This window comes from Salinivibrio kushneri, from assembly GCF_005280275.1.
Taxonomy (GTDB): Bacteria; Pseudomonadota; Gammaproteobacteria; order Enterobacterales; family Vibrionaceae; genus Salinivibrio; species Salinivibrio kushneri.
The window spans coordinates 69,134-95,671 of the sequence record NZ_CP040021.1; the positions used below are offsets into that span (position 1 = coordinate 69,134).

The 26,538-nt window shown below is 52.3% G+C and carries 26 protein-coding genes and 1 pseudogene; 19 read left to right on the forward strand and 8 right to left on the reverse strand.

All coding sequences use genetic code 11. The annotated features are described in order from the left end of the window. Position 1 precedes the first annotated feature (1 nt). From FCN78_RS00330 to FCN78_RS00345, 4 genes are all read left to right on the forward strand, one after another. On the forward strand, positions 2-1,123 hold the full coding sequence (locus FCN78_RS00330) for a mechanosensitive ion channel family protein (protein WP_077652857.1): 1,122 nt from the start codon (positions 2-4) through the stop codon (positions 1,121-1,123). A 76-nt stretch (positions 1,124-1,199) separates the two neighbouring features. Then, the gene (locus FCN78_RS00335; protein ID WP_077652858.1) at positions 1,200-2,384 is read left to right on the forward strand and encodes a BaiN/RdsA family NAD(P)/FAD-dependent oxidoreductase; all 1,185 of its coding nucleotides are present in this window, start codon (positions 1,200-1,202) and stop codon (positions 2,382-2,384) included. A 133-nt stretch (positions 2,385-2,517) separates the two neighbouring features. Beyond that, entirely contained in the window at positions 2,518-3,849 is a 1,332-nt protein-coding gene (locus tag FCN78_RS00340; RefSeq protein WP_077659760.1) for an ATP-binding protein, read from the forward strand. Between the two features lie 345 nt (positions 3,850-4,194). Next, positions 4,195-6,075, forward strand: coding sequence for a methyl-accepting chemotaxis protein (locus FCN78_RS00345; protein WP_077659761.1), 1,881 nt, complete (start codon positions 4,195-4,197; stop codon positions 6,073-6,075). A 56-nt stretch (positions 6,076-6,131) separates the two neighbouring features. Here the strand turns inward: FCN78_RS00345 and FCN78_RS00350 are convergent, their stop codons facing one another. Both FCN78_RS00350 and FCN78_RS00355 read right to left on the reverse strand, forming a co-directional pair. After that, entirely contained in the window at positions 6,132-6,821 is a 690-nt protein-coding gene (locus tag FCN78_RS00350) for a tRNA-uridine aminocarboxypropyltransferase (protein ID WP_077659762.1), read from the reverse strand. 85 nt (positions 6,822-6,906) lie between these two features. Further along, positions 6,907-8,412: a hypothetical protein gene (locus FCN78_RS00355; RefSeq protein WP_077659763.1), complete on the reverse strand. Its 1,506-nt coding sequence runs from the start codon at positions 8,410-8,412 to the stop codon at positions 6,907-6,909. A 94-nt stretch (positions 8,413-8,506) separates the two neighbouring features. Here FCN78_RS00355 and FCN78_RS00360 point away from each other — a divergent pair, with 94 nt between their 5' ends. After that, positions 8,507-8,962 (forward strand): EVE domain-containing protein, encoded by a 456-nt coding sequence (locus FCN78_RS00360; protein WP_077659764.1) that lies wholly within the window; start codon positions 8,507-8,509, stop codon positions 8,960-8,962. 47 nt (positions 8,963-9,009) lie between these two features. Here the strand turns inward: FCN78_RS00360 and FCN78_RS00365 are convergent, their stop codons facing one another. The 3 genes from FCN78_RS00365 to FCN78_RS00375 all read right to left on the reverse strand — a co-directional run bounded on the left by FCN78_RS00365 (position 9,010) and on the right by FCN78_RS00375 (position 12,675). Further along, positions 9,010-9,819 carry a Cof-type HAD-IIB family hydrolase gene (locus tag FCN78_RS00365; RefSeq protein WP_069361785.1) on the reverse strand — a complete coding sequence of 270 codons (810 nt, stop codon included), beginning with the start codon at positions 9,817-9,819 and terminating at the stop codon, positions 9,010-9,012. 101 nt (positions 9,820-9,920) lie between these two features. After that, positions 9,921-10,940, reverse strand: coding sequence for an alpha/beta fold hydrolase (locus FCN78_RS00370; RefSeq protein WP_077659765.1), 1,020 nt, complete (start codon positions 10,938-10,940; stop codon positions 9,921-9,923). A 136-nt stretch (positions 10,941-11,076) separates the two neighbouring features. Beyond that, the gene (locus FCN78_RS00375; RefSeq protein WP_069361783.1) at positions 11,077-12,675 is read right to left on the reverse strand and encodes an AbgT family transporter; all 1,599 of its coding nucleotides are present in this window, start codon (positions 12,673-12,675) and stop codon (positions 11,077-11,079) included. A gap of 250 nt (positions 12,676-12,925) precedes the next feature. Between FCN78_RS00375 and FCN78_RS00380 the strand changes: the two genes are divergently transcribed. The 4 genes from FCN78_RS00380 (at position 12,926) to FCN78_RS00395 (ending at position 15,517) form a co-directional block, all read left to right on the forward strand. Next, on the forward strand, positions 12,926-13,936 hold the full coding sequence (locus FCN78_RS00380; RefSeq protein ID WP_077659766.1) for an acyltransferase: 1,011 nt from the start codon (positions 12,926-12,928) through the stop codon (positions 13,934-13,936). Between the two features lie 144 nt (positions 13,937-14,080). Continuing rightward, a complete protein-coding gene (locus FCN78_RS00385; protein ID WP_069361781.1) occupies positions 14,081-14,440 on the forward strand; it encodes a DUF4145 domain-containing protein in 360 nt (119 codons plus the stop codon). A 139-nt stretch (positions 14,441-14,579) separates the two neighbouring features. Further along, positions 14,580-15,215: a lysoplasmalogenase gene (locus FCN78_RS00390; protein ID WP_077659767.1), complete on the forward strand. Its 636-nt coding sequence runs from the start codon at positions 14,580-14,582 to the stop codon at positions 15,213-15,215. A 2-nt stretch (positions 15,216-15,217) separates the two neighbouring features. Then, positions 15,218-15,517 carry a putative signal transducing protein gene (locus FCN78_RS00395; RefSeq protein WP_069361779.1) on the forward strand — a complete coding sequence of 100 codons (300 nt, stop codon included), beginning with the start codon at positions 15,218-15,220 and terminating at the stop codon, positions 15,515-15,517. A 3-nt stretch (positions 15,518-15,520) separates the two neighbouring features. Here the strand turns inward: FCN78_RS00395 and FCN78_RS00400 are convergent, their stop codons facing one another. Both FCN78_RS00400 and rsmD read right to left on the reverse strand, forming a co-directional pair. Further along, positions 15,521-15,787, reverse strand: a complete 267-nt coding sequence (locus FCN78_RS00400; RefSeq protein ID WP_077659768.1) for a DUF1145 domain-containing protein — start codon at positions 15,785-15,787, stop codon at positions 15,521-15,523. Between the two features lie 10 nt (positions 15,788-15,797). Further along, entirely contained in the window at positions 15,798-16,409 is a 612-nt protein-coding gene (gene rsmD, locus FCN78_RS00405) for a 16S rRNA (guanine(966)-N(2))-methyltransferase RsmD (RefSeq protein WP_077659769.1), read from the reverse strand. A gap of 491 nt (positions 16,410-16,900) precedes the next feature. Here rsmD and ftsY point away from each other — a divergent pair. From ftsY to FCN78_RS00445, 8 genes and pseudogenes are all read left to right on the forward strand, one after another. Beyond that, positions 16,901-17,950, forward strand: a pseudogene (gene ftsY / locus FCN78_RS00410) (signal recognition particle-docking protein FtsY); the annotation flags it as partial. A gap of 2 nt (positions 17,951-17,952) precedes the next feature. Continuing rightward, a complete protein-coding gene (ftsE, locus tag FCN78_RS00415) occupies positions 17,953-18,621 on the forward strand; it encodes a cell division ATP-binding protein FtsE (RefSeq protein ID WP_046074629.1) in 669 nt (222 codons plus the stop codon). After that, positions 18,614-19,552, forward strand: coding sequence for a permease-like cell division protein FtsX (ftsX, locus tag FCN78_RS00420; protein WP_077659102.1), 939 nt, complete (start codon positions 18,614-18,616; stop codon positions 19,550-19,552). The genes ftsE and ftsX overlap by 8 nt, the downstream gene beginning before the upstream one ends. 121 nt (positions 19,553-19,673) lie before the next feature. Then, positions 19,674-20,537: an RNA polymerase sigma factor RpoH gene (gene rpoH / locus FCN78_RS00425; protein ID WP_077649620.1), complete on the forward strand. Its 864-nt coding sequence runs from the start codon at positions 19,674-19,676 to the stop codon at positions 20,535-20,537. A gap of 319 nt (positions 20,538-20,856) precedes the next feature. Then, complete coding sequence (glpE, locus tag FCN78_RS00430) at positions 20,857-21,195, forward strand: thiosulfate sulfurtransferase GlpE (protein ID WP_069361999.1); 339 nt, start codon at positions 20,857-20,859, stop codon at positions 21,193-21,195. 21 nt (positions 21,196-21,216) lie between these two features. After that, on the forward strand, positions 21,217-22,053 hold the full coding sequence (glpG, locus tag FCN78_RS00435) for a rhomboid family intramembrane serine protease GlpG (RefSeq protein ID WP_077608868.1): 837 nt from the start codon (positions 21,217-21,219) through the stop codon (positions 22,051-22,053). Between the two features lie 245 nt (positions 22,054-22,298). Next, a complete protein-coding gene (glpT, locus tag FCN78_RS00440; RefSeq protein ID WP_069361985.1) occupies positions 22,299-23,660 on the forward strand; it encodes a glycerol-3-phosphate transporter in 1,362 nt (453 codons plus the stop codon). 86 nt (positions 23,661-23,746) lie between these two features. Then, positions 23,747-24,553, forward strand: a complete 807-nt coding sequence (locus FCN78_RS00445; RefSeq protein WP_069361984.1) for a DeoR/GlpR family transcriptional regulator — start codon at positions 23,747-23,749, stop codon at positions 24,551-24,553. Here FCN78_RS00445 and FCN78_RS00450 read toward each other — a convergent pair. Beyond that, complete coding sequence (locus FCN78_RS00450; protein WP_069361983.1) at positions 24,542-24,958, reverse strand: flagellar basal body-associated protein FliL; 417 nt, start codon at positions 24,956-24,958, stop codon at positions 24,542-24,544. The two genes, FCN78_RS00445 and FCN78_RS00450, sit on opposite strands and share 12 nt — an antisense overlap. A gap of 157 nt (positions 24,959-25,115) precedes the next feature. Here FCN78_RS00450 and FCN78_RS00455 point away from each other — a divergent pair, with 157 nt between their 5' ends. Further along, a complete protein-coding gene (locus tag FCN78_RS00455) occupies positions 25,116-25,658 on the forward strand; it encodes a chorismate lyase (protein WP_069361982.1) in 543 nt (180 codons plus the stop codon). Further along, positions 25,655-26,509 carry a 4-hydroxybenzoate octaprenyltransferase gene (gene ubiA, locus FCN78_RS00460; RefSeq protein WP_077659103.1) on the forward strand — a complete coding sequence of 285 codons (855 nt, stop codon included), beginning with the start codon at positions 25,655-25,657 and terminating at the stop codon, positions 26,507-26,509. The genes FCN78_RS00455 and ubiA overlap by 4 nt, the downstream gene beginning before the upstream one ends. The last annotated feature ends 29 nt before the right edge of the window (positions 26,510-26,538 follow it).

Below are 26,538 nucleotides of genomic sequence, written 5' to 3' on the forward strand. Positions count from 1 at the left end.
CATGCAAAGCCTACTCCAATGGTGGCAGTCGCTTCATGAAGCAGCGGCGTGGGAATGGATCTCTGATGTTGTCACTCTAACGGGCATCAGTGCTATTGCCTGGACGGTTTGGCACGTGCTGGTAGGGCGGCTGAAAGCCTTGGCGGAAAAGACCATTACCCGCTGGGACGACATCCTTTGGCCGGCGATAGATACGCCTTTAAGTGTGTTGATTTGGTTATGGCCTGCCTCGCACTCGCTCGAAATCGTTATCGACAACACCTTAGGCAATGTCTCACTGAGTTGGCTCACCTTGGTGCAAGACTTGGTAGTGATCTGGGTCATTATCTGGGTGCTGTTACGCCTGGTGAATAGTGGCGAGCAGGTGATGATTGAAGCCAGCAAACGCGATCACACCACTATCAACACCTTGGGGAACGTGCTGCGTGCGCTTTTTGTGTGCGCCGGGGCGTTGTCCTTGCTCAAAAGTTTGGGGGTCAGTGTCTCAGGCCTACTGACCGTCGGGGGCGTCGGGGGGTTAATTGTTGGTTTTGCCGCCAAAGATTTACTGTCAAACTTTTTCGGTGGGGTGATGATTTACTTTGATCGCCCGTTTAAAGTCGGCGACTGGGTACGCTCGCCGGATCGCAATATCGAAGGCACGGTAGAAAAAATTGGTATCCGCATGACGGTGTTACGCACCTTTGACTTGCGTCCTTTATACGTGCCCAACTCGGTATTTAGCAACGTGGTGGTGGAAAACCCCTCGCGGATGCTTAACCGCCGCATCTATGAAACTATCGGGCTACGTTACCAAGACGCCGATAAAATGAGCGCGGTGATTGATGATGTGTATGCCATGCTTGAGGCTCACCCAGACATCGAAACGCGACAAACCTTGATTGTAAACTTCAACAGCTTTGGCCCACACTCGCTCGATTTCTTTATTTACACCTTCACCAAAACGGTGAACTGGCAACGCTATCACCGCGTGAAGCAAGATGTATTGCTGCAAGTGATTGGTATTATTCATCAGCACGGTGCGGATATTGCTCTTCCAACCCGTACGCTGCATATGGATTCAAGCCTGATGGCGCAGGGTGCCGATGCCATGGTGCCACCGCCTGAAGCGCAGGCGCGTTAAATCGCGCTTGCCGCTCACGTGCGGGCTGCTACAATGCCGCTCCCACAGGGTGAGCAGAGAATAAACAGGTAAGCGTGTGACTGAGTATGATGTAATTGTGATTGGCGCCGGTGCCGCCGGATTGATGTGTGCGGCACAAGCTGGCCAACGTGGTCGCCGTGTTTTGGTGGTGGACCATGCCAAAAAGCCGGGCCGCAAGATCCTGATCTCAGGCGGCGGACGCTGCAATTTCACTAACTATGATGTCACCGCGAATAACTTCCTGTGTGAAAACCCGCACTTCGTCAAATCCGCATTGGCGCAATACAGCCAATGGGACTTTATTGGTCTGGTGGCCACCCATGGCGTGGCCTATCACGAGCGAGACCATGGCCAGTTGTTTTGTGATGACAGCGCCAAAGATATCGTCAACCTGCTGTTGGCCGAATGCGACCAAGCCACCATCAGTCAACGCTATCGCTGTGAAGTGCATGATATCGAGCAAGAAGAAGCTGGCTTTCGCCTTAAACTCAATGGCGAGCCGGTGCGCTGCCAGTCGTTGGTGGTCGCCACGGGCGGTCTTTCCATGCCCAAGCTCGGTGCCACGCCCTTTGGTTACCAGCTTGCCGAACAATTTGGCTTAACGGTGCTACCCACTCGCGCCGCCTTGGTGCCGTATACCTTGCACCAAGAAGACAAAACCCGTTTTGCCGATATTTCTGGAGTGTCGGTGCCGTGTTCGATCACCACCGAGTCTGGCGTTTGCTTTTCCGAGAATCTACTCTTTACCCATCGCGGCTTATCGGGGCCGGCGGTCTTGCAAACCTCCTCGTTTTGGCAGCCGGGTGAAGCGGTCACCATCGATTTACTCCCTAGTGAGTCGCTAAAAGACGTGCTGGTGGCGATGCGTGATAAGCACCCCAACCAAACCTTAAAAACCGCACTGTCTCGCCTATTCCCCAAACGCTTGGTCGAGGTCTTGATTGCGCGCGATAGCTTGCCGGATAAACCGCTCAAGCAGCTCGATGACAAGCAGCTCGATCAGCTTCATCACTACTTTCACCAGTGGTCTATTGCGCCAAACGGCACTGAAGGTTACCGCACCGCAGAAGTGACACTTGGCGGGGTAGATACCCACTCTATTTCCTCGAAAACGCTTGAAGCGCGAGATATCCCCGGCCTGTATTTTATCGGTGAAGTGCTTGATGTTACCGGCTGGCTCGGCGGCTATAACTTCCAATGGGCTTGGAGCTCCGGCTGGGTAGCCGGGCAGCATGTGTAAAAAAACATGCTTGGATCCACATTATCTTACTGAATTTATTGCTTAATCGCTAATCACGTAGAGAATCTGCTGCGGGGTGGATAAAGGATGAAGACTCCCCGTTTTTCCTTAAGTAGAGCCAAGGAGTGGTTGAGTGATTTCTTTTCTAAGCGTGAGAGAGATATGCCGGGGTATATCGAATAAAAACACGCTCTATACGTTTCTATTTGTGCTGCTTCACCAGTCATCGATTGCTTTTTCTATTTTCGCCTCTGTGATGGTTTCAGGCTATATTCTTGAAATTAATCAACATTATGAAGCATTGAAGCTCTGGGTATTCCTCTACATTGTCGCGATGATTCTTCCCCATATAATCGGCTACTTTTCTGATGTGTATAAAGAAAAGTGGTTGTGTGAATCACTGAGTCGATTTTGGCAATCCGCGACTAAACGCTATCAATCTTGCACTGACAGTCGCACAGTCGACCATACGCTGGGCGTGTACGTTTCTCAGGGAAAGAGTGCGATTTCTGACTTTATTGGCTATGCCTTTTGGGGGATGTCGTCTGGGCTCAACTTCTTCCTGAGTCTGCTAATGATCACCGCTTTTATTGATTGGCGTTTTTTTGTCAGCGTTATGATCAGTGTGCTGCTTATCTTGGGGTTCAATAAAATCATTTCCTCGCATCTGGAAAATAACGCCGTCACCACCCACAAAGCGGGTTCATCACTGACGTCAACGTTATCGACTATCCATGACAATGTACATTTTGGTTCGTCGGTGAATGCATTGGCTTATCAAACCCGGTTCGAGGAAGGGAAAGCGAAATACTTAGGGCTGAGAATCAAAGAGGCTGTGTTTAGGTATAATGCATTGTTGGTCTCTTCCTTGCTCGCGCTTGCGCCAACTTCCTGTGTATTACTGTTCATTTTTACGTCTAGCAGTGTCCCGATGGAGGTAAAGGTGGCGTCGATTGTTAACCTCACACGCATTTATCATCTTTTAAATTCTGCGTCGGATATTGTTAGCTTGTTAATCTCTTTTCCGTCTATCAAAGGCCAGTTGTCGGTGATGACGTGTTTTTCGAAAAATAAGCCGCTTTACCAGCCACAATGGAATATCGCGATCCTTAAAGATAACGAGAGCGTTGATACCGTGAACCTTGCTCAAGCGCAGGAGGGCCGTTTTCGCGTTGTTGGAGAAAACGGATCTGGGAAAACTTCTTTCTTAAGGCACCTCTGCGCCAAGAATGATTATCTCTACTTCAACCCGTCTAAGCGCTTACTGTGGCCTTGGGATGATTCAGCAATACTGTCTGATGGTATGTACTCCGCCAAGAGTATTCAGTGGTTACTGGAAAATAGCTCGGGTCACTTGATTCTGGATGAATGGGATGCGTTTCTCGACTCAGAGAACACGAAAAAGATAGGTGCGCTGATTGATTCATATGCAGATAGCCGAGTTATTATTGAGGTCCGCCAATAGGCCGCGTTTCTGTCGGTCTTGCGAGGAGTACCCAATACTCAGATGCTTGCTTTTGTGTTGTTTGCAATAAACGGCATATCATAAGCGATGATTGGTTTATGTGATCTTGATTCTAAATGTTCTCTAGTTGACTGTTTTTTGTCTAAAAAATAGCAATCTTTCTTGCGCGCTGTTACATTAGCGCGCGCTTGCCATGTCGGATAAAAATTATTCGGCGCTGTGAACCCGCGATGCGCTGGATGGGCTCGCGGTACCCTAGGGACGGGGTGACGGCTGTTCACTATTGCTACCTCGGTTATCCGGGGAGTTTGGAATTAACCTGTCGTTGCTTTGAGAGCCGTTCCCATGCAGTTATCACTAAAACAAAAATTAATTGGGGCATGCTTATCTGCTGTATTGCTGATGGCCGCCTTTCTCACCTGGCTTGCTGTAAGCCAAATTCAAGCCCAAACCCAGTCGAGCATCTATAGCCGCGTCAGTGGTATCGCCGATGCGGCGACCGAATCGATCAGCGGTTGGGTGCAAATCCGTGCTGATATCACCAGTGCCTTTACCGATTACACCAGCAGTAGCCATCGTGTGAGCTATTTACAGCAAGCGCGCGAGGCCGGTGGGTTTGACGATATCTACTTTGGTACCCCAAAAGGCGCCATGTATCGCTCGCGCCCAGAGCGCAACCGCGATGATTATGACCCTCGCCTCCGCCCGTGGTACAAGCAAGCCGTGAGTGCAGGTAGCCCGATGATTACCACCGCTTACAGTGATGCGATTACCGGTGCGATGCTGGTGACCTTGGCCGAGCCAGTACGTCGCAATGGCGAATTGATGGGTGTTGTGGGCGCAGATGTGTTGATTGACCAGTTGATCCGCGATGTGACCCAATTGAAAGTGGGCAAAAATGCGAACGCGATGTTGTTAGGCGCCGATGGTACTTTTCTCGCCCACAAAGACAAAGCGCGCTTGCTAAAGCCGTATCGGAGCCTGTCTCCTGAGCTGAATGAAAACCGCGTGCGTCAGGCGTTGGCACAGCAATCGCTGGTGGAATTGCCTGTCGATGGGGTTGATAAACTGTTTTATTTTGCCTCGGTTCCTAACACCGATTGGGTGCTGGCGATTGAACTGGATAAGCGCACTGAATACGCCAGCCAGCGTGATACCTTGTTCGACCTGATGCTGACCGCGGTGGTGATCACCTTGTTGGTGGCCGGTGCCGTGACTTGGTTGATGCACGTTTTGTTCCGTGACTTGCTCAATGTGTCCGCTGCGCTAGAAGAAATTGCCTCCGGTGAAGGGGACTTAACCCAGCGCCTTGAGCCACACAGCAATGATGAAATTGGTAAGCTCGCCAACAACTTCAACCGCTTTGTCGGCAACATGCACACCATGGTGTCGCATTTGCGCCAGTTGTCTGGCTCGCTCAAACAACAAGCCGAGCTGACCGCGGCACAAGCCGAAGAGCGCTCCACTCGGATTGGTCATCAGCAAGATGAAATCAATATGGTGGCGACCGCTATCCATGAAATGGCCTCGGCGACCCAAGATATTGCCGGCAATGCCGATAACACCGCGCGCACCGCCCAAGAGACCGAAAGCGTCGCCAACGATGGCGGCCAGCAAGTGGAGCAAAGTAAGCACTCGATCACCGAGCTTGCCCGTGAAGTGGAAGCGGCGACCGGGGTGATTGGTGAGCTGGATCAGCATGCGCACAGCATCACTAGCATCTTGTCGACCATTCAAGAAGTGGCCGAACAAACTAACCTGCTGGCGTTGAATGCCGCGATTGAAGCAGCACGCGCCGGTGAGCATGGCCGTGGTTTTGCGGTAGTGGCTGATGAGGTACGGATATTGAGCCAGCGTACCCATGCTTCAACCACCGAAATTCAGCAGATGATTGATACCTTGCAGCAGGCAACCGGTCGCGCGGTGACTATGATGCAAGATAGCCAGCAACGTGCGCATGCCAGTGTGGACGATGCCAGTGCGGCGAACGAAAGCTTGAGCCAGATTGTCGCGGCGGTGAGCCAAATTAGCGATATGGCCACCCAAATTGCTTCGGCAGCGGAAGAGCAATCGAGCGTCACCGCGGAGATCACCCGTAACTCAGAGGGCATTCGCGATGTGTCCAATGAGCTATCGACCGAAGCGGATGAAGCCGCGCGTCAAGCCGCGACGTTATCCGAGCTTTCTCATAGCCTCGAGCAAGAGATCAGCCGCTTTAAGTTGTAGCCCATAAACGACTTAAACGCCGAGCATGGCAGCGCGCTGTGCTCGGCGTTTTTTGTTCACGCGTTTGACGTCCGCATCTTGGGGGCGGGGAGCGGTGTGGTGTGATGGTGGCGATCGGCCTCGTAGCTCTCGATAAAGTGGGCAAGAAAATGGTCCAACTGCGTGGCGGCGTTTACGTCACCTTGGCTTCGCAGCAATGCACTCACCGCTTCACTGGTACACAGGTGTCCAGGAGGCTGGTTGCGCCTGAGCGTATATTGCGAGTCGGCTGTCGACGGCAAACTGACCCGTGGCAGACGATGGAGCCACGGACTCTTATTGAGCATTTTTCGCGCCTGCTGCCAAGTGGCATCCAGCACCACAAACTGTAACGGCGCGCGAGGTGCATTGGTGGCGGCTAACGTCTGCGTGCAAGAAACTGACCTATCCGCGCAAGAGACAGACCGAACCGCGTCAGCAAATAGCCTATCTGCCGGGATAGCATCATCACTGGGAAACAACAACCAAGGTGATACATCAGCGCGCGCCCAGCTGTCGAGCAAGGCTTGCGGTGGTCGCTTGCGTTGCCATATCTCTATCTGAGTGTGGGGCAGCGCTGCTTTAACCAGTTTGCCGGTGTTGGATTGGCGCGCCGCTTCGTCTTCGTGCATCACCAGCACGCATTGCAATTGGCTTTCCAGCGGCCAATAGCAGTGACAGATACAGTGATAGGTAAAACCGCATTGGCGGCAGGGCGAACGGGCCATCAGACTCTCCTCAAGGTGTTAGGTTGCTATTGTGCGCAAGTCCGACAAGGAATGCGAGCCCGCGTGCCACGGGCGCGCGTCTGCGTTATTCTTCTCCCAATACCGCCCCTTGCTGGGTGGCATAGATGCCATCGGCAAATAAGGCGGTGTCTGAGCCATCCGGTTTGGGCGCGCGAGGGGCAGTGCTGGGGTTAAGTGGGTAACGCTGCCCATCAAATCGCATCACATGGTGGCCAGCAGGCGCACCACCGCCACCAACCGGCACGATGAGATCATGCCAACCCTGGCTTTGGTTGCGTGCTAATAAAAGCGGCACATGCACCAGTGTCATGCGGCTATTAAACTGCCAGCCTTGCGCGTCGCCTTTAAACACCAATAAGGTGCAGCCGCCACTGCCACAGCTTTCGGTCAAGACCAACAGCTCAGGCTGCCCGTCTTGATTGAGATCGTGGGTGAGCCAGCGATAGGTGAGTGGGCCGGTTTGGCCGTTATCGCTGAGGTAGTCTTTGAGTGCTTGCTCAACGCGCGGGTTTTTCTCGGCGCTGCCTTTAATGCCGGTTTGGTTTGATACGTTCACGGCATCCCCGACTTTGAGCCTCAGCGTTAAGCCGTCATGACCTAATGAGTAGGTATTGCCATTAAAGGTTTCCTCGGAGGCGGTGAGGGTAAACCCGTTACGTGTATATATGCGCTCAGACACCACCATTTGCTCACCACTGCGAGTAGTGAGCACTTGCACTTGATTGTCCCCGATCGGCTGCCAAATCCCGGTTTCTTTGGTCACCGCTTCCCCTTGTGGGTGGTAGCTGGTGATGGCGCTATGATCGGGCAGCAAGGTCAGTTGTGTGGTCAGTGTCGGTTGGCCGGGCGACTGGCTGGTACCTTGGTATTCGCCCGCCCAATGCTGACTGGTATCCACTGACGGCAAGATCGCACACCCTTGGTAAGTGCCTTTCGTTGTTTTTAAACGTGCTTGCCAGCCATAGAGGGTGTTAGCGCTTTGTTGGCAGCCTTGCGCGCTAAGCGTTAAAGCGGCTTGTTGGGCTCGGAATTGTGCTTGCTCTTGGCTCATGCTTTGTCCGCTGAGCGGGCGCTCTTGTGAGTCTTGCTCGCTTTCCCAAGCGAGGTGTCCTTGACCGACGGCCGCCGACCAGGTGGTCGGGGTCTGTCCTTCCGCCAACAAGGTATTACGCGGTTGCGCGCATCCCTCTAGTTCGCTGGTGAGCATATTTAAGCGTGTCATGGTCACCGCGGCGGGGTAATCAGCACTGTATCCGCGGCGTGACACCGGCGTAAAGTAGCCCTCAAATTCACTGTATACCGGCCCGGCCTGCTGGGATAAGGTTGCGCGTTGATCGGCGGTTAAATCCAGCCAATATTGCTTTTGACTGCCGCACGGCGTGAAGCTAGCTGTTTCGGGACTGACAGAGATTTGGCCGGTTTGCATAAAAGGCTGCGGCGTATGAACCAGACCCGTGTCAACTTTATCGCTACGATGCCCAAGCTCTACGGGGCCCGAAGGACTGCTGCTGCAAGCTGCGAGGGTCAGCATACTGACCGACGCGATAATAAGAGGGCGAAAAGATGGCACGAAAAACTCCTTGTACTGAGCGAAAAGAGAGGCTTGCGCCTGGATTACGGGCAGGGCAAGATTGCCGCCATCATCCGGTTAAGAGCAAGCTAGCATGAGTTATTGGTTATTTAAAACAGAGCCAGATACCTTTTCGATAGACACACTAAAGCAGCAAAAGGTTTCATGTTGGGAAGGCGTGCGCAATTACCAGGCACGCAATATGTTGCGTGATGAGGTAAGCGTTGGCGATGAAGTGTTGATTTATCACTCCTCGTGCAAACACGTCGGTGTGGTGGGGATCGCCACCGTCGTGCGCGCGTGTTACCCCGATCATACTCAGTTTGAGCCACAAAGCGGCTACTTTGATCCGAAAGCCACGCCTGAAATACCGCGTTGGTTTATGGTGGATGTGGCATATCAGCGTCATCTGCCACTGATTAAGTTGGCTGAAATGAAGCAAAACCCGGCACTGGTTGAGATGCCGTTGGTGAAAAAAGGTAACCGGCTGAGTGTGATGCCGGTTACCACAGCGCAATGGCAGGCAATCTTGGCGATGGCGGGGGAATAGTGCATCGCTATCAGACGCCTGTTGGCTCATGGTGTGAGCCAGGTCGCTTATAAAAGGGAGTCTAATAGGTGCGCTTTCAAATAGCGCGCTACCGCTTCATCAGCGTGACTACCAATAATGGCTTTATCTGAGAGGGTGGATTTGACACGTGCTTGGGCGGTGGCCATCACCAAGCCTTGCCCAGCGGCGCGCAACATTTCCACATCGTTCATGCCATCACCAAAGGCAATACAGTCGGCCAAGTTGAGCTGATGACGACGTGCCACTTCCTCTAACGCCGCGCCTTTGGACACGCCATTCCCCATGACTTCCAAGCAGAATGGCGTCGAAAATGCCACGCTGATGCTCTCGCCATACTGGGACAAAAACTGGTGTTCGTATTTGAGTAAGTGGTCGTGATCGTGGCGAATAAAGAAAATCTTCGCGATGTTATCGACCGGTGGGTTGTCGACATCAAACTCCTGGGCGTTAAAGCCAGAGTCTTTATGATAGCGGGCGAGCTCTTCATCCATTTTGCTCAGCAGCCAGTCATTATCGCGATACAGATGAATAGTGACGGTCGGATCTTGTTTCACCTCATTGATGAGGTTGGCAACAATCTCAGGGTCAACATTGTGTTGGAATACCAAATTGTCATCGCTGTCATGCACGCGTGCGCCATTGGAGGTGATCATGTATGCAGGAATGCCGACGGTCTCACGAATGCTAGCCACGTCAACATGATGACGCCCGGTGGCAAATACAAAGTGGATGCCTTGCTGATGCAGTTGTTCCAACACCTGTTTGGTATAGGGTGCGATACTGTGCTCTGGGGTGAGCAGGGTACCATCGAGATCAGAAGCGACGAGTTTGTACATCATGTCCTCATTAGTTAGGCGATCACAATCACAGTATGTTTGAGTCTACTGCAACTGACGACGGCGAAAAAGGGAACCTTCTCACTGTTCGATTTCCGCTTTTAACGTTGGCACTGAGTTTGAAAAAAATCATCGATGGCCGTGAATGCTGCTTGGCGATGTGTATCGGTTTCAAACAAGATTTCGTGCCGCGCACCTTGGAAAAACTGCCATTGACTCGGCTGATTGGCTTGCCGGCGTAAAAAGTGGAACTCGGCCATGGCGGGATTAGACACAATCTGTTCGCCGCCGGCTTGGCAAATAAGTATCGGGGTCGCCAATTGGGGGGCGATGGCTAGACAGTGCTGGGCCGCTCCCATGCCCTCGGCAATCCAGCGCGCACTTGGCCCGCCGATTTGCAACTGAGGCTGATTGATGTAGAGCTGACGAAACCAGGCGTAGCGTGCTCGAGAATGGGTTAAGCGGTTTTGCTCAAACGGCACATGGCGATAACCCACTTGGCCGGGCCCAAAGCGAGGTGGATGCTGATAGCGCGCTAACGAGCGGCATAGCCAAGGCGCGATACGCCCAAGCCAAGGATTCACTTGCACGCCAAACATCGGTGCGGTCATCGCAAGCCCGTCTATCGCATGGGGAAATTGGTGCGCATAGAGTGTGGCGATGGCTCCGCCCATGGAATGGGCGAGCATAAATGTTTGGTCGTATTGCCGATGCGCGGCAATAAATTGCATAAAAGTCGCTAGATCAGTGATATAGTCGTCAAAGCGTTCGACATGACCCAGATCGCGCGGTTTGATCACGAGCCGCTCGGACAACCCTTGGCCGCGGTGATCAAAGCTGTAGACGTCATAGCCCATCTGAAAGAGGTCATAAAAGATCTCTTGATACTTCATCACGCTTTCTATGCGGCCATTGACCACCACGACTGCCCGCGTGTTCTGCGGATGGGTAAAGCTGCACCAGTGCAAACGCAACCCGCCCTCACCGTGGAAGTAGCCTTGTTCACGCTGTTGCCAAAAAGGTGTTATCTGGTGTTTAAATGCATCGCTCAGCACTGCTTCACGGGCGAGAGAGTGCGCATCAAAAGCCGGCTGATCCTGACTGTCGGCGAGATCTGTCATCTTGGTTTACCATCACTGAGATAGGTTTACTATAACCGTCTTGAGGGATGGATGAAAATGACACTTGTGGGAAAAGCGCCGCGCCAAAAAGAAAAGGCAAGCGCGAGCGCTTGCCTTAACACCGAATAACGATAAGTTACTGGTTGAAGTTGTAGTAGGTTTCTGCGCCAGGGCCAACGGGTAGACCGAGCACGAACACCCATACGTAGAATAGGATGCTCCATCCCACCATAAAGATCATCGAATAAGGCAACATGGTGGCAATCAAGGTGCCTATGCCAAGGTTTTTCACATAGCGACACGCCACCGCCAGAATCAGCCCGAAGTAACTCATCATCGGGGTAATGATGTTGGTCACTGAATCGCCAATCCGGTAGGCCGATTGAATCGTCTCTGGGGCATACCCGACCAGCATTAACATCGGCACAAAGATCGGGGCAGTGATGGCCCACTGCGCGGATGCTGAGCCGACCGAGAGGTTAATCAGGCCACACATCAAGATGAAGGCAAAGAACAACGCTGGCCCTGTTAAACCGATGGTTTGCAGGAAGTCAGCACCGCCGACGGCAATCACTTGGCCAAAATTAGTCCATTTAAAGAAGGCCACAAATTGCGCGGCGAAGAACACCAGCACGATATACATGCCCATGGCGCTCATCGACTTAGACATCGAATCAATCACATCGCGATCGTTATTGATGGTGCCGACGGTACGGCCAAATACAATACCGGGGACGGCAAAGAACACCATGATAAAGGCCACAATGCCTTTCAAAAACGGCGAGCCTGCCACTTCATTAGTCTCGGGGTGACGCAGTGGCCCCCACTCAGGGACGATGGTAAGCGCTAAAATACCGCTGACAATCAGCACCGCAATCCCGGCATTGCGCAAGCCGCGTTTCTCGTCATCATTCAGCTTGCTCGCGGAGGCGGCGGCGACATCTTCAGAGGCTTGGCTGTGGTCATACTGACCGAGCTTAGGCTCGACAATCTTATCGGTGATCCACGCGCCCACAATGGCAATGAAGAAGGTAGAAATGAACATAAAGTACCAGTTCATTTCAGGCCCAACGCTGTAATCCGGGTCAATCATCTGCGCGGCTGACTCGGTGATCCCTGAGAGCAAAGGGTCGACAGTTCCCAACAATAAATTGGCTGAATAGCCGCCGGATACACCCGCAAACGCGGCGGCAAGCCCGGCTAATGGATGGCGGCCTAATGAGTGGAAAATCATCGCCGCAAGCGGGATTAACACCACATAACCAAGCTCTGAAGCCGTATTCGAGATAATACCGGCGAACACGATGGTAAAGGTCACGGTGCGACGCGACGCGCCCATCACCAGACCGCGCATCGAAGCGGAAAGCAGCCCGGAGTGCTCTGCGACTGACACACCGAGCATGGCGACCAGCACGGTGCCGAGTGGGGCAAAGCCGGTAAAGTTTTTCACCAAATTGGTGACGATCATTTGCAAGCCTTCGGCGTTGAGCAGGCTTTGCACATAAATCATGCCATCGGCCGCGCGCCCTTTGGCACCTTCTGGGCGGGGGTCGGCGACAGACACATCAAAGTAGCCAGCAATACCCGAGGCGAGCAGGATAGCGACACAGAAAATCGCGAATAAAGTCACTGGATGAGGGAGCAGGTTACCGAGCCACTCGACGGTATCGAGAAAGCGCGTAAACAGTGTGCGCTTGTGCGGCCCACCTTGTTGCTCAGTGGTACTTGAGTGCATGGGATTGGTCTCCTTGGTTGTACTGCATTTCCCGTCTATGGGAAAAGGAGGCCGAATGTTAATTGTTTTTTAACTTAAATAGCAAGATTAAAAGCTAGTTATTTAGGTTAAAACGCGATCTGTGTGCTGCTAATTAACTTAAAAAATAACATATTTGACTGGATAATGACTTTAACGGACATCATTTGACGGGAAGTTGGCGTATGATGGATGGGTGCTCGAATCGGTAACGGGTTAAAAGTGTTAACAAATGCAACAGACTAAAACACAGACACATATTGATTACCTCGACATATTGCGTGTCCTCGCCGCTTTTTTCGTGGTGGCGATTCATGTACTCGGCCCGTATCGGTTTCAAATCGGTGATATCGCGCTGAGTGATTGGGCCGTCGCGGTGGGGCTAAACAGTGCGAGTCGCTGGGCAGTGCCGATTTTTATCATGATCTCGGGCTTACTGTTGCTCTCGTCGACGCGCCCTTTCAGTTTGCGCCATTTTATCCGCCGTCGCGTGGTTAAGGTGGTGGTGCCCTTTTTGGTGTGGTCGTTGGCTTTTGCGTGCCTGTCTGGACTGACGCCGGATGGTTTTTCGTGGCAGACCGTCGTTCAAACACTCGAGGCGGCGCCTGATCATGAAACCTATTATCACCTCGGTTTTTTTTACTATTACATTCCGCTGCTACTTTGGGTGCCCTTGCTGCGTCCGTTAGTGCCACGCTTACCGGCATGGTCAGTGGCGTTGGTTGGCATGGCGTGGATAGGCGTCACCGCTTGGTATTTAACCGGCGCGCATGGCTGGTGGCGGAATGATTTTATCCTGTACGGCGGTTACTTATGGCTCGGCTATTGGCTGCACCAAGCGCCACGTGCGTTGTCACTGTGGTGGGGGCTGGGCCTGTTGGCGTTGGGGATGACCGAGTATCACGTGTTGACCACCAGTGTTACGCATCAACAATATATTACCGAGGGGTGGCTGTCGTATACCACGGTTAATACGGTACTGATCAGTGCTGCCCTGTTTCTGGCGGTGAGGCAATGGCGAGCGGGGAAAGCAACCCCATCGTGGTTGGCGACCTTAAGTCGTTATAGTCTCGGGATCTACCTGATTCACCCGGTGTTTCTCTGGCCCGTGCGTGCTTATTGGCCCACCTTATCGCCCGCACTGGTTTGGATCCCCTTACTGACGCTGTATGCCTTTGCGGGGGCGGCGTTGACCACTGCTGTACTCCAGCGTTATCGCGCCACCGCGTGGTTGGTGCCATAAATGATGACACTTTTGACGACAAGGGCGGTCATAACTGATTGAATATAGGATGACAGGATCAGATCGCAATCATGAAGCCTGAAGCCCCTAAATGGTATAAAAACCACCATACTTATAAGGTGGGAGCCGGTAAGGAGAGAGACCATGGATGACGTCGCAGTGGTAATTAAGCACAGTAAGCGCCTAGAAAGCTTGCTGCGTGAGCACTATCACGCCGAAGGGAAGGGGCTTCATCAGCTTATCGACAGTAGCCAAAAACGGCTGCCGCATGAGGTGATCAAGAAGTTGCGCTTTGTGGCGACGATTCGTAATAAGGTCGTTCATGAAGAGGGTTACGAAGTGGACGATATACGTGAATTTATATCGGTGAGCAAATATTGTGAGTCAGAATTAGTGCCGCGAAGCAACCGATTGATTTGGCGGCTTGCCGCGGGGCTTATCCTGCTGTTTACCGCGGGGGCAATTGGTTTTTACGCGCAAGTGTGGCCGCAATGGAGTGGTTAGCTAACCATAATGATCGGTTGTCACCTCACGGTTAACGTTACGATTTTTTTAAACTGGATCTTGTTCTCATCAAGGGACGCTGGACATCTCCGCCAGCCTGCCTAGACTTGGCGTCCTTGTCTTTAAAGGAATGATACTCATGTGGAGCTGGTTCGCTGTCTGTTGTTCTGGACTGCTGCATATCTCCGCAGCCTACCGGGGCCCGCGTTGGCAGTTTTATCTGTTTAAACCACTGACTATTGTGATGCTAATGACGATAGTGGGCACTCACATTAGCGCCTCTCATTATGCGCAATGGGTGTTCGTCGCGTTGTTGTTTTCCGTGGTGGGTGATGTCTTTTTAATGCTCCCTAAAGACAGATTTGTGCAGGGATTAACCAGCTTTTTGCTCGCCCATCTTGTCTATATCTTCGCGTTTTGGGCACAGTTTGATGGCCATATGGTGTGGTGGTTGCCCGCGATGCTATCGGGACTGGGCATTATCGTCTTTCTTTTACTGCTCCCAAACTTAGGCCAGCTCGCGCTGCCTGTGGCCGTGTATATTGCCGTGATCACCCAGATGGTATGGGCGGCGGGTGAATATTGGCTGAACACCCACTCGCCCGCGGCGGCGCTCGCACTGGCTGGCGCTATCTGTTTTATGGTGTCAGATACGGTGCTGGCGTTTGTCCGCTTTAAAGGTGAATTTCGCCCTGCACAAGCGATGGTGATGTCGAGTTACTTTTTCGCGCAAGCACTGATCAGTGCCTCGGTGGTGATCGCTCAAGGAGGGTGAGGATGGAAAAAGTCTATCAAGCGATGAATACACTGGAGGCCCATAGCCTAAAAGGCCTGTTAGCCAGCCACCACATTGATTGTGTATTGAAAGGCGAAGCGTTAAGTGCAGCAGTGGGCGAGTTACCCGCCGATGTGCAAGGTGTGACCTTATGGGTTGCCCCAGAAAACGTCGCTCAAGCAAGGCAACTACTGCAGGCGTATGAAGCGCAAAGCGAGACGCACTGGGTATGCGAGCACTGTGGGGAAGAGAACGCCGGCAGTTTTGAACTATGCTGGCAATGCCAGCATAGTCGTGAGTGAGGGCTACATCATATGCTTGCGGCGAATATCGAGCAGCGCAAAAATCCCAAAAATCAGGATTGACCACTTTTCCCAGCGCGTCATCGCGATTTTGTCGCCAAACGCCCCCAAAAAAATCAGCATTTGTAGCCCGTGCATGACCAGCAAAAAACCCGTCATAATATAAAGTGCCATGGCGGCCACACCCGGAAACGGATGGACAATGTTGGCAATCAATACGAGCCACACAAAGGCGATGGCGGCTTTGGCGAGTAAAATTAATCCTTTCATTGCGTTTCTCTTATGCCTTGTCGTTGAAATAGAGACGGAAGTTGACTTGTCCAGCACGCTTTTCACGGTGGCAGTGCCAGCTTCCTGGGACGTGATAGTCATCCAGCTCACTTTCCGCTTCAACGTAAATACATGCCCGAGGTGCGAGCCATCCGCTGTTTTCTAGCGCAGCCAAGGTGTCGTTAAGCAACCCTTGATGAAACGGGGGATCGACGAAGACCACATCGAATGGGCCGTTTTGCGGCGGGGTCGCGAGAAGCGCTAGGGCATCGGTGCTGTCTACTTGCGCATTCTCTGCGCCAAGCTGCGCGAGGTTATCTCGCAGTTGCTTGGCTGCCGCGGGGTTTTTTTCGCAAAACTGCGTCCAAGCGGCGCCGCGAGAGAGGGACTCAAAGCCCAATCCGCCACTGCCCGCAAACACATCCAGACAGCGTGCCCCCGGTAAATAGGGTGCCAGCCAATTAAACACGGTTTCTTTTACCCGGTCGGTCGTCGGGCGTAACCCTTGCGCATCTTGCACCACAAGCTTACGGCCACGCCAGCGGCCAGCAATAATACGAACAGACCCAGCTCCCCGAGAGGCGTGAGCCGATGAAGATTTGCGGTTGGCGCGTTTAACCATAGATTTTTTGACCGTAAAGAAGGTGATAGACTATGTCGATTCGGTATTGAGTCGCTGATTGTATCAAGCATGCTTTAGGATTTGCCAATGGCAGAAAAAAAGAAACGTGGATTTATGTCATGGTTGGGTTTGGGTCGGAAAAAAGACCAGACACAGCCTGAACCAGAACAAGCGTCGCCAACGACTGCGTCAGACGGGGCGGAAGAGACGGCAGAGTCAACCACATCGGTAGAAACACCGATTGATGAGGCGAGCCCGCAACAATCGCAAGAAACCCTTGCATCTGATAGCGAAAGCGAAGCCAATACCGTGCCAGAGCCAGAGCCAGAGCCAGAGCCAGAGCCAGAGCCAGAGCCAGAGCCAGAGCCAGAGCCAGAGCCAGAGCCAGAGCCAGAGCCAGAGCCAGAGCCAGAGCCAGAGCCAGAGCCAGAGCCAGAGCCAGAGCCAGAGCCAGAGCCAGAGCCGAGCCAGAGCCAGAGCCAGAGCCAGAGCCAGAGCCAGAGCCAGAGCCAGAGCCAGAGCCAGAGCCAGAGCCAGAGCCAGAGCCAGAGCCAGAGCCAGAGCCAGAGCCAGAGCCAGAAGCACAACCGGCTGCGGTTCGCGAGCGAGAAAAACCGCAACGCGAGGGCTTCTTTGCCCGCTTAAAACGTGGCCTGCAAAAAACCAAAACCAACTTAGGGTCGGGGTTTTTTGGCCTGTTTAGCGGTAAGAAAATCGATGATGAGCTGTTCGAAGAGCTCGAGGAGCAGCTGCTTATCTCTGATGTGGGGATGGAAGCGACCACCAAAATCATCGATAACCTGACCGATAAAGCCAGTCGCCGCGATTTAAAAGATGGCGAAGCCTTATATGGCATCCTCAAACAAGAAATGGCGCAGATGCTGGAAAAGGTCGAGCAACCGCTGGTGCTGACCGATCAAAAGCCGTATGTGATCTTAATGGTCGGGGTCAATGGCGTGGGGAAAACCACCACCATTGGTAAATTGGCGCGCCAATTCCAAGACCAAGGCAAGTCTGTGATGCTGGCTGCCGGTGACACCTTCCGTGCGGCGGCGGTGGAACAGCTGCAAGCCTGGGGTGAGCGCAACCAGGTGCCTGTGGTCGCGCAACACACGGGCGCAGACAGTGCCTCCGTGCTGTATGACGCGATTGAAGCGGCCAAAGCGCGCAATGTCGATGTGGTGATTGCGGATACGGCAGGGCGCTTGCAGAACAAAGCCAATTTGATGGAAGAGCTGCGTAAGATTGTGCGTGTGATGCAAAAGCTGGATGTGGGGGCGCCACACGAGGTAATGCTGACACTGGATGCTGGCACCGGGCAAAACGCCATCAGCCAAGCCAAGTTGTTCAATGAGATTGCACCGATAACGGGGATTACGCTGACAAAATTAGACGGTACTGCCAAAGGCGGAGTGATTTTTGCCGTGGCAGAACAATTTAATATTCCGATTCGCTATATTGGTGTCGGTGAAGGCATTGAAGATTTACGCACCTTTAACGCCAACGACTTTATCGAGGCGCTCTTTAGCCGGGAGGAATAACCGTGATTCAGTTTCAGCAGGTAAGTAAAGCCTATCGGGGCGGTCGTCAGGCGCTGCAAAAAGTCAGCTTTGAGCTTCCCAAAGGGGATATGGCGCTGTTAACCGGCCATTCTGGTGCCGGAAAGAGCACGCTGCTGAAACTGATCTGCGCCATTGAACGCCCCAGTGATGGGCAGATTTACTTCAATGGCCATGATATTTCCCGCATTCCGCGCCAAGATATCCCCTTTTTGCGTCGCCATTTAGGGATCATTTTTCAGGATCATAACCTGCTGATGGACGCGACGGTTTACGAGAATGTGGCGTTGCCGTTGCGTATTGAGCAGCAGCCAGAAGGTGAAATCAAAAAACGCGTGTCTGCGGCGTTAGATAAAGTGGGGCTGTTGGATAAAGCGCGTTGTTTCCCGATTCAGCTATCAGGGGGCGAACAGCAGCGCGTTGGGATTGCCCGGGCGGTGGTCAATCGCCCGCAAGTCCTGTTGGCGGACGAGCCAACGGGGAATCTCGATGCCGCGTTATCAGCGCAAATCATGGAGCTTTTTCGCCTGTTCAACCAAGTAGGCGTAACCATTCTCATGGCAACCCATGACACTAGCTTGCTGGAGCAATATCGTCATCTTAGGCGCTTTGACCTTCAGCAAGGCAGTTTGGCGGAGGTCAGTCATGGCTGAATCTTTTATGCAGACGCAAAAGCGTCATGCCTCGACGGCCTGGCGGGATCTGTTTCAACGCCCGATGGGGAATCTACTCACCTTGATGGTGTTAGCGGTTGCACTTTCCTTACCCGCCACTTTCTACTTATTGGCCAAGAATGTGGTGGCAGTGAGCGCGCAGTGGCATAGCCCTGCTGAGCTCAATGTGTTCTTAACCCCCGAGCAATCGTCGCAGCAAGGTGAAGCACTGGCGAAGCAGCTGGGGGATTGGGCCGCGATTGATAGCATTGAGTACATCTCGCCCGACCAAGGTATGGCGTCGCTCAAACAGCAGCGAGGCTTTAATCAAGCGGTGAGCTTGTTAGATAATAATCCTTTGCCTGCTGTGTTGGTGGTGGTGCCTGACGTGACCCGCGCAGATGGAGAAGACGCCATCTCTTTGACCGCCCGTGTTGAAGCCTTGTCCGACAAGCTTTCGGTACTGGCTGAAGTCGACGAAGTGCGGTTAGATACTGATTGGCTAGCACGGTTGGACGCGATCAAAACACTGGCCATTACGCTTGCCTGGCTTTTTTCTGGGTTGATGTTGGCAGCTGTCGTGCTACTCGTGGGGAATACCTTGCGGCTGCAGGTACTCCATCATCGTGCACGGATCCAAGTGATGAAAATGGTCGGAGCGACCGATCGTTTTATCTTACGGCCTTATCTTTACATGGGCGCATGGTTGGGCGGACTGGCGGCGATCGTCGCGTGGTTACTCACCGGATTAAACACCTGGTTAATGGATGGGGCGGTGCGGCAATTTGCACAGCTTTATGACAGTCCCTTTACCCTTAGCGGACTCAATTGGGATGAATCTTTGCTATTGTTAATGGGCTCCATCTTACTTGGGGTATTGGCGGCGCTGCTGGCGACGCGCCGACATTTAAAAGAAATTGAACCTGTGTAGGGTGAATATGGTCATAGACCCACAACACACAGATAAAGGCTTGCAGTTTGCCCCTGCTTGGGTATATTTTTGCATGCTTAATCAGCAATTCGGTCTTCGACGATTCGGAAACGAGGTTTGAATGACAAAAGAGATGAACGCATTGGCACCGATTGTTCAAGATAACATCGACGGTTATCTGCAAGCGGTAAACAGCCACCCTATGCTCAGCGCTGAAGAGGAGCATTCGCTGGCCGAGCGTCTCCATTATCATGGTGATCTGGAGGCGGCGAAGTCGCTGATCTTATCTCACTTGCGTTTTGTTGTTCATATCGCCCGTGGATACACCGGATACGGTCTCCCGATGGCAGACTTGGTACAAGAAGGCAACATTGGCTTGATGAAGGCGGTGAAGCGTTTCAACCCAGAGGTTGGCGTGCGCCTCGTGTCCTTTGCTGTCCATTGGATCAAAGCTGAAATTCACGAGTACGTATTGCGTAACTGGCGTATCGTTAAAGTGGCAACCACCAAAGCGCAGCGTAAGCTTTTCTTTAACTTGCGTAAAAACAAAAAGCGCTTGGGTTGGTTTAATAACGACGAAGTGAATATGGTCGCAGAGCAACTCGGCGTGGAAGCGTCTGAGGTGCGCGAAATGGAAGCGCGGTTGGCCGCACAAGATGCGACCTTTGAAGCGCCGGCGAATGCCGACGATGAGCGCGAAAGCGGTCCAATGGCCCCTGTCTATTATCTGGAGGACAAAACCTCCGATATTGCCGCGTCGCTAGAGGCGGAGAACTGGGAATCGCACGCCAATCGCCGCTTGGCCAGCGCCCTCTCGGCACTGGACGAGCGCAGCCAACATATTGTTCGCTCGCGTTGGTTAGACGATGATAAGGCCACATTGCAAGATCTCGCGGATCATTATCAAGTGTCGGCGGAGCGTATTCGTCAACTTGAGAAGAACGCGATGAAAAAACTGAAGCAAGCAATGGGTGATGCGCTGTAAGCGCGCAGTCAATCGAAGATGAACCGGCCACTAGGCCGGTTTTTTTATGCCTATCGAATGGATGAAAACCGTGATATTAAAAAGTTATTCACAGCTTATCCTGGATCCTTACTACATCTAGTGGATCCGAATCAAGGATCATCGCTTATCAACGCAATCCACACCTTTTTCCACAGTCGATCAAAAAACGCACGTTGCTGGTTTGGTGACGCAGACGCGTGCGCGCAAACTCAGGTACAATGCAGGTTCACCGTGAGGAGCACGTTATCGCCGTGTGACGTCAGTTGGGAATAACTTTGTGAGTGAAGAGGTAAAAGGTATGGATCAGTTTGCACACATCTCTGTGACCGATGCGTGGGAAATGCTGCGTGATGATCAGCAAAATGCAGTATTAGTGGATATTCGCGATCCGCAAACATTTCAGGTTGCTCACCCTCAAGATGCGTACCACCTGACTAACGATACCTTGGTCTCGTTTATGGATCAGGTCGACTTTGATCAGCCGGTGCTGGTGATGTGTTATCACGGGATCAGCAGCCAAGGCGCGGCACAGTATTTGATCAATCAAGGCTTTGATGCGGTATACAGTGTCGATGGTGGCTTTGAGGCTTGGCAGCGCCAAGCGCTGCCGACCGCGTCGGGTATCGATCTTAAATAGTGATCATCAATAGGACACGTCATGCAAAAACTCGCGGTACTGCCAAATGCACGCTTGGCACAGGCGTTTGTCGATTATGCGGCGGCGCATCGGGTCAGTCTTGAGCTTGCCCCCGAGCCAGACGCACAAGTGGCGATTTGGTTAGTCAACGATAATGATAAGGCGTGGGTGGATAGCGAGCTGGAACGATTTATCGCTGATCCCATGCACAGTCGTTATCAAGCGGCATCTTGGCAAGTCGCCGAAACCCGTCATGCCCGTTTTCACTATCCGTCAGCCGGATTGTGGCAAACCGTTAAAGATAAATCTGGCCCGGTCACTCTAATGGTCATGAGTGCCAGCGTGGTGTTGTTTGCACTTATGACGCTCGGTGGGTTTGAGGTTGTGGTGCGCAGCTTGCTGTTTCCGGCAGACAGTGAACAGCGCTGGCAGCTGTGGCGTCTATTCAGCCATGCACTGCTGCATTTTTCCGCGTTGCATATTATTTTCAACTTACTCTGGTGGTGGGTGCTTGGTGGTCGCATCGAGCGCCTCGGCAGCAGCAGTAAGCTGGTTCAAATCTTTTTATTCGCCGCGCTTTTCTCGGGACTCGGCCAGTATTGGTTGGAAGGGCCTTACTTTGGTGGTCTCTCGGGCGTGGTTTACGCGCTGTTAGGCTATTTATGGTGGATGACTTGGCTGGCGCCATCGCGTGGTCTCACGGTGGAAAAGCCGTATGTTGTCTTTATGCTGGCATGGCTGGTGATTGGCTTTTTCCAGCCGATGGGCATGAACATTGCCAATATGGCGCATTTATTTGGTTTGATCATCGGCTGTTTGCTAGCGCTTTGGGATGCAAAACGCCATTCAACGGGCTGAAAGGGGTCTACACGTGGTGGGTTTATCCGCCGTTGATAGAAAAAAGAGCAGGTATCTGCTCTTTTTTTGTTCGTAAGCGCAATTTTATTGCGTCAGATCTATGTTTTTATGTTCGCTTTCACGGTTTTTGTTTTCAATTTGAGTAATTATTCTACCTGTTGAGCGAATACGAAAATTTATTGCTCACTTCTTTGATTTTTATCCTTTTATAAATCCATCGCGTACATCTTACTGAGGACCCTCTCATGTTTGGAATCTTCCGTCCGGCTGCTCACCGGCAAAGATTGCCCCAGGCGCAGATCGGTGACACCTACACTCGACTGCGTTGGCAATTGTTTATTGGGATTTTTATCGGCTACGCCGGTTATTATCTCGTGCGTAAAAACTTTAGCTTGGCCATGCCGTATTTGATTGATGAGTATGGCTTTAGTCGTGGTGATTTGGGGGTGGCGCTCGCTGCTGTGTCCATCGCTTACGGCTTATCAAAATTCTTAATGGGCAGTGTCTCTGACCGCTCAAACCCACGTTATTTCCTCAGTGCTGGGCTGTTAATGTCATCGTTGGTGATGTTCAGTTTTGGTTTCCTTCCTTGGACAACCAGCAGCATTACCATCATGTTTATCCTGCTGTTTATTAATGGCTGGGTACAAGGCATGGGCTGGCCTGCCTGTGGGCGCACCATGGTGCACTGGTGGTCACGGAAAGAGCGTGGTGAGCTGGTGTCGGTTTGGAATGTGGCGCATAACGTCGGGGGTGGCTTGATTGGGCCGCTATTCTTGCTCGGCTTGTGGCTGTTTAATGATGACTGGCGTGCGTCTTTTTATGTTCCTGCGTTTTTTGCCGCACTGGTTGCTGTGTTTATCTGGTTAACGCTACGTGACACTCCACAATCGTGTGGCTTGCCACCGATTGAGGAGTATAAAGACGATTACCCAGAAAACTATGACGAGGACGCGTTCGAGAAAGAGATGACCGCCAAAGACATTTTCGTCACCTACGTGATGAAGAACCGTCTGTTATGGTACATCGCGATTGCTAACGCCTTTGTCTATTTGATTCGTTATGGCGTACTCGATTGGGCACCGGTTTATCTTGATGAAGCCAAAGGCTTTACCGTGGATAAATCCTCATGGGCCTACTTCCTCTATGAATGGGCGGGGATCCCGGGCACCTTATTATGTGGCTGGATGTCTGATAAATTCTTCAAAGGGGCACGGGCGCCAGCCGGTGTGTTGTTTATGGTGCTGGTGACCGTGGCAGTGTTGGTATACTGGTTTAACCCAGCTGGCAATCCGGGCATCGACATGGTCGCACTGGTGGCGATTGGTTTCTTGATTTACGGGCCGGTGATGCTGATTGGTCTGTATGCCTTGGAGTTGGCACCGAAAAAAGCGGCGGGCACTGCGGCAGGCCTGACCGGTTTATTCGGCTATCTGGGTGGCGCGGTTGTCGCGAATATCGCGCTTGGCTATACCGTCGACCACTTCGGCTGGGACGGTGGCTTTATGCTGCTCACCGGCGGGTGTGGGTTGGCCATCTTCTTCTTGTGCTTAGCCTGGGTTGGGGAGCATCGTGTGCGCCGTGACACAGCTGTGCACGCTGCCTAAATGATCTGTCTTGGCATCGCCTAGTGGCTAGGCGTAAACTAGGAAGCCCTCGTGTTCGCGGGGGCTTTTTTGTAAGGGGAGAAGCAGTGAAGCAAAACAAACGTCATCAGCAAATCATTGATCTGGTTAAGTCACAAGGATACGTGAGCACGGAAGACTTGGTTGAGCGCTTCAATGTCAGCCCGCAAACCATTCGACGCGATCTTAATGAATTGGCGGCAGAGAACCATATTCGTCGCCATCATGGGGGCGCAACGGTGCCGTCCAGCTCTGAAAATACCGCGTATGCCACCCGTAAAGTGCTTCAGCAGCACGAAAAAGACACCATCGCCCAAGCGCTTGTCCAACACATTCCCGATGGTGCCACCTTGTTTATCGATATTGGCACCACACCTGAAGCCGTGGCACGGGCGTTGTTAGATCACCAAAACTTACGGGTAGTGACCAACAACTTGAATGCCGCCGCGATCCTGATGCCAAAGCAGGATTTTACGGTGATTATTGCGGGCGGCGAAGTACGTAACCGTGATGGCGGGATTGTGGGTGAAGCCACACTCGACTTTGTCTCTCAGTTTCGGCTCGACTTTGGCATCCTTGGTATCAGTGGCATTGATGATGATGGCTCACTGCTCGACTTTGACTACCATGAAGTGCGGGTCAAAAAAGCCATTCTTGATAATAGTCGTTGTGTGATGTTAGCGGCAGATCATACCAAATTCGGCCGTAATGCCATGGTGAATCTGGGGAATATCACCCAGCTTGATATGGTCTTTACTGACGCGACGCCACCAGCACAGATCCGCGACATGCTAAGCGCGCAGGGGAGCCATCTTGAGGTGATCAGCCACCCTGGATGGGTCGCTGACGTCACCGCCGAGTCATCATTGGTATAAGTATTTAGTGAATAATAGGTCGGTGAGCATGCGGCGATTGGTTTCGGCGAGTAAGAGTTCGTTGACCTTCTCTAAACACTTTTTCCTAATCGTTTCCCGGCCAGACAAGGATTTTATCTGGGTAGCGGTTTGCTGGTTCAAGGTTTCAATAATCACATCGCGGATCAGGGGAGAGTGATACTCCAGCTCACTGACGAGCTTGGGGTTATCGACCATCAACTCCACTTTTATCTTGATAAAACCGAGCCGGCGACCTTCGGTCACATAGTTGGTGGTGATCTCAGGCTCCAAAGAAAAGTAACTGTATTTAGGGTTACGCTCACCCTCTTCTTGTGCATGGACGGCGGCACTAAGCCAGAACAACACGCTCAGTACGACCATTAATAGGGGTTGCTTTTTACTCATAGTGACCCAGTTATTCCGTTCATGGTGTGATAAGGGTAGGCCGAGCGCATTCTCCAAACGCAGCCAGCCTGATACAATTACCAGCCGAGTATAGCAACATTGTCCACCCCTTAGCGGTAAGGACAGGCGAATTTTGCGCGATGTGGCACAGGAACCAATGTCGGAATTAAATCATACCTATTTAGAAGCGCTGCAAATGGCACGCTGGGAGCGACCAGATATTGCGGCGCTAAAGCGCACCGCAGAGGGCAGTTGGTTACTCGAATCGCACTCGATGACAGCGAGGCTAAAGCGCCACTGTCATGACTTTGATGTGGATGTGATTGCTGTTTATCAATTAACCCCCGATAAACTGACCGACGGCGAAATCGCGCTGATTGGCCAAGAGGCTTGTGTGGTGCGCGAAGTGGTATTAAAAGGGGATGGGCGTCCTTGGCTGTGCGCGCGCACCCTGATGCCCGCTTCCACCTTAGAAGGGCAAGGAGGACACTTGCACGCGTTGGGCACCGAGCCATTGGGTCAACATGTATTTAAACAGCGCGCCTCTCGCCGCGATGCGATTGAAACCGCCAATGTGGCGTGTCTATCGCATCAGTTACATGCGCGTCGCTCTCGCCTTTGGCTTCACAATCGGCCAATGTTAGTGGCGGAGCTGTTTTTGCCAGACTCACCTGTGTATGGAAAGGAGATCCCGGCATGAGCGCAAAACTGGCGGCCTTTGGACAGTTAGCACGTTTAGACCGACCTATTGGCACCTTACTGCTGTTATGGCCCACTCTATGGGCTTTGTTTTTAGCGGCGGAGGGTCTACCGCCACTATCAACTTTAGCGGTCTTTGTGCTCGGTGTGTATATGATGCGCGCTGCAGGTTGCGTGATTAATGACTATGCAGATCGCCACGTCGATGGCCATGTTAAGCGTACTAAAGACAGGCCGTTACCGGCCGGACGGATCAACGAAAAAGAGGCCATTGGCTTTTTTATTACGTTGGTATTGGGCGCTTTTTTGTTGGTGCTCACTCAAAACCGTTTGACCATTCAACTCTCTTTTGTCGGCGTTGCGCTGGCGTTTATTTACCCTTTTATGAAGCGCTACACCCATCTGCCCCAGTTAGTGTTAGGGCTGGCGTTTAGTTGGGCGATCCCGATGGCGTTTGCGGCGGCGCAAAATGCGCTGCCCCCCGTAGTTTGGCTGTTGTTTCTGGCTAACATTTGTTGGACTATCGCTTATGACACCTTGTATGCCATGGTCGACAGAGACGATGACGTTAAAATTGGCATCAAATCGACCGCCATTTTATTTGGCCGCTGGGACAAAGCGGCAGTGGGTGGCTTGCAATTATTAACCTTGGGGCTGCTGATGCTCGCTGGGCAGTGGTTAGCGCTGTCTCCAGCCTATCAGTGGAGCTTATTGGCCGCTTTTGCCTTGTTTGTTTATCAGCAATACCTTGCCAGAGAGCGCGAGCGAATGGCGTGCTTTAAAGCCTTTTTGAACAATAACTATGTCGGCTTAGTGATTTTTATTGGTGTATTGCTGGGTGTATACGGTTAACCCAGTTTGAAGAGAAAGATAAGAAAGGC

Excerpts from the sequence above, each read along its gene's own strand:
- FCN78_RS00330 (WP_077652857.1), top strand. The coding sequence starts at position 2 with ATGCAAAGCCTACTCCAATGGTGGCAGTCGCTTCATGAAGCAGCGGCG.
- FCN78_RS00345 (WP_077659761.1), top strand. The coding sequence starts at position 4,195 with ATGCAGTTATCACTAAAACAAAAATTAATTGGGGCATGCTTATCTGCT.
- FCN78_RS00350 (WP_077659762.1), bottom strand. The coding sequence starts at position 6,821 with ATGGCCCGTTCGCCCTGCCGCCAATGCGGTTTTACCTATCACTGTATC.
- FCN78_RS00360 (WP_077659764.1), top strand. The coding sequence starts at position 8,507 with ATGAGTTATTGGTTATTTAAAACAGAGCCAGATACCTTTTCGATAGAC.
- FCN78_RS00365 (WP_069361785.1), bottom strand. The coding sequence starts at position 9,819 with ATGTACAAACTCGTCGCTTCTGATCTCGATGGTACCCTGCTCACCCCA.
- FCN78_RS00370 (WP_077659765.1), bottom strand. The coding sequence starts at position 10,940 with ATGACAGATCTCGCCGACAGTCAGGATCAGCCGGCTTTTGATGCGCAC.
- FCN78_RS00375 (WP_069361783.1), bottom strand. The coding sequence starts at position 12,675 with ATGCACTCAAGTACCACTGAGCAACAAGGTGGGCCGCACAAGCGCACA.
- FCN78_RS00380 (WP_077659766.1), top strand. The coding sequence starts at position 12,926 with ATGCAACAGACTAAAACACAGACACATATTGATTACCTCGACATATTG.
- FCN78_RS00385 (WP_069361781.1), top strand. The coding sequence starts at position 14,081 with ATGGATGACGTCGCAGTGGTAATTAAGCACAGTAAGCGCCTAGAAAGC.
- FCN78_RS00390 (WP_077659767.1), top strand. The coding sequence starts at position 14,580 with ATGTGGAGCTGGTTCGCTGTCTGTTGTTCTGGACTGCTGCATATCTCC.
- FCN78_RS00395 (WP_069361779.1), top strand. The coding sequence starts at position 15,218 with ATGGAAAAAGTCTATCAAGCGATGAATACACTGGAGGCCCATAGCCTA.
- FCN78_RS00400 (WP_077659768.1), bottom strand. The coding sequence starts at position 15,787 with ATGAAAGGATTAATTTTACTCGCCAAAGCCGCCATCGCCTTTGTGTGG.
- rsmD (WP_077659769.1), bottom strand. The coding sequence starts at position 16,409 with ATGGTTAAACGCGCCAACCGCAAATCTTCATCGGCTCACGCCTCTCGG.
- ftsX (WP_077659102.1), top strand. The coding sequence starts at position 18,614 with ATGGCTGAATCTTTTATGCAGACGCAAAAGCGTCATGCCTCGACGGCC.
- rpoH (WP_077649620.1), top strand. The coding sequence starts at position 19,674 with ATGACAAAAGAGATGAACGCATTGGCACCGATTGTTCAAGATAACATC.
- glpE (WP_069361999.1), top strand. The coding sequence starts at position 20,857 with ATGGATCAGTTTGCACACATCTCTGTGACCGATGCGTGGGAAATGCTG.
- glpG (WP_077608868.1), top strand. The coding sequence starts at position 21,217 with ATGCAAAAACTCGCGGTACTGCCAAATGCACGCTTGGCACAGGCGTTT.
- glpT (WP_069361985.1), top strand. The coding sequence starts at position 22,299 with ATGTTTGGAATCTTCCGTCCGGCTGCTCACCGGCAAAGATTGCCCCAG.
- FCN78_RS00450 (WP_069361983.1), bottom strand. The coding sequence starts at position 24,958 with ATGAGTAAAAAGCAACCCCTATTAATGGTCGTACTGAGCGTGTTGTTC.
- FCN78_RS00455 (WP_069361982.1), top strand. The coding sequence starts at position 25,116 with ATGTCGGAATTAAATCATACCTATTTAGAAGCGCTGCAAATGGCACGC.
- ubiA (WP_077659103.1), top strand. The coding sequence starts at position 25,655 with ATGAGCGCAAAACTGGCGGCCTTTGGACAGTTAGCACGTTTAGACCGA.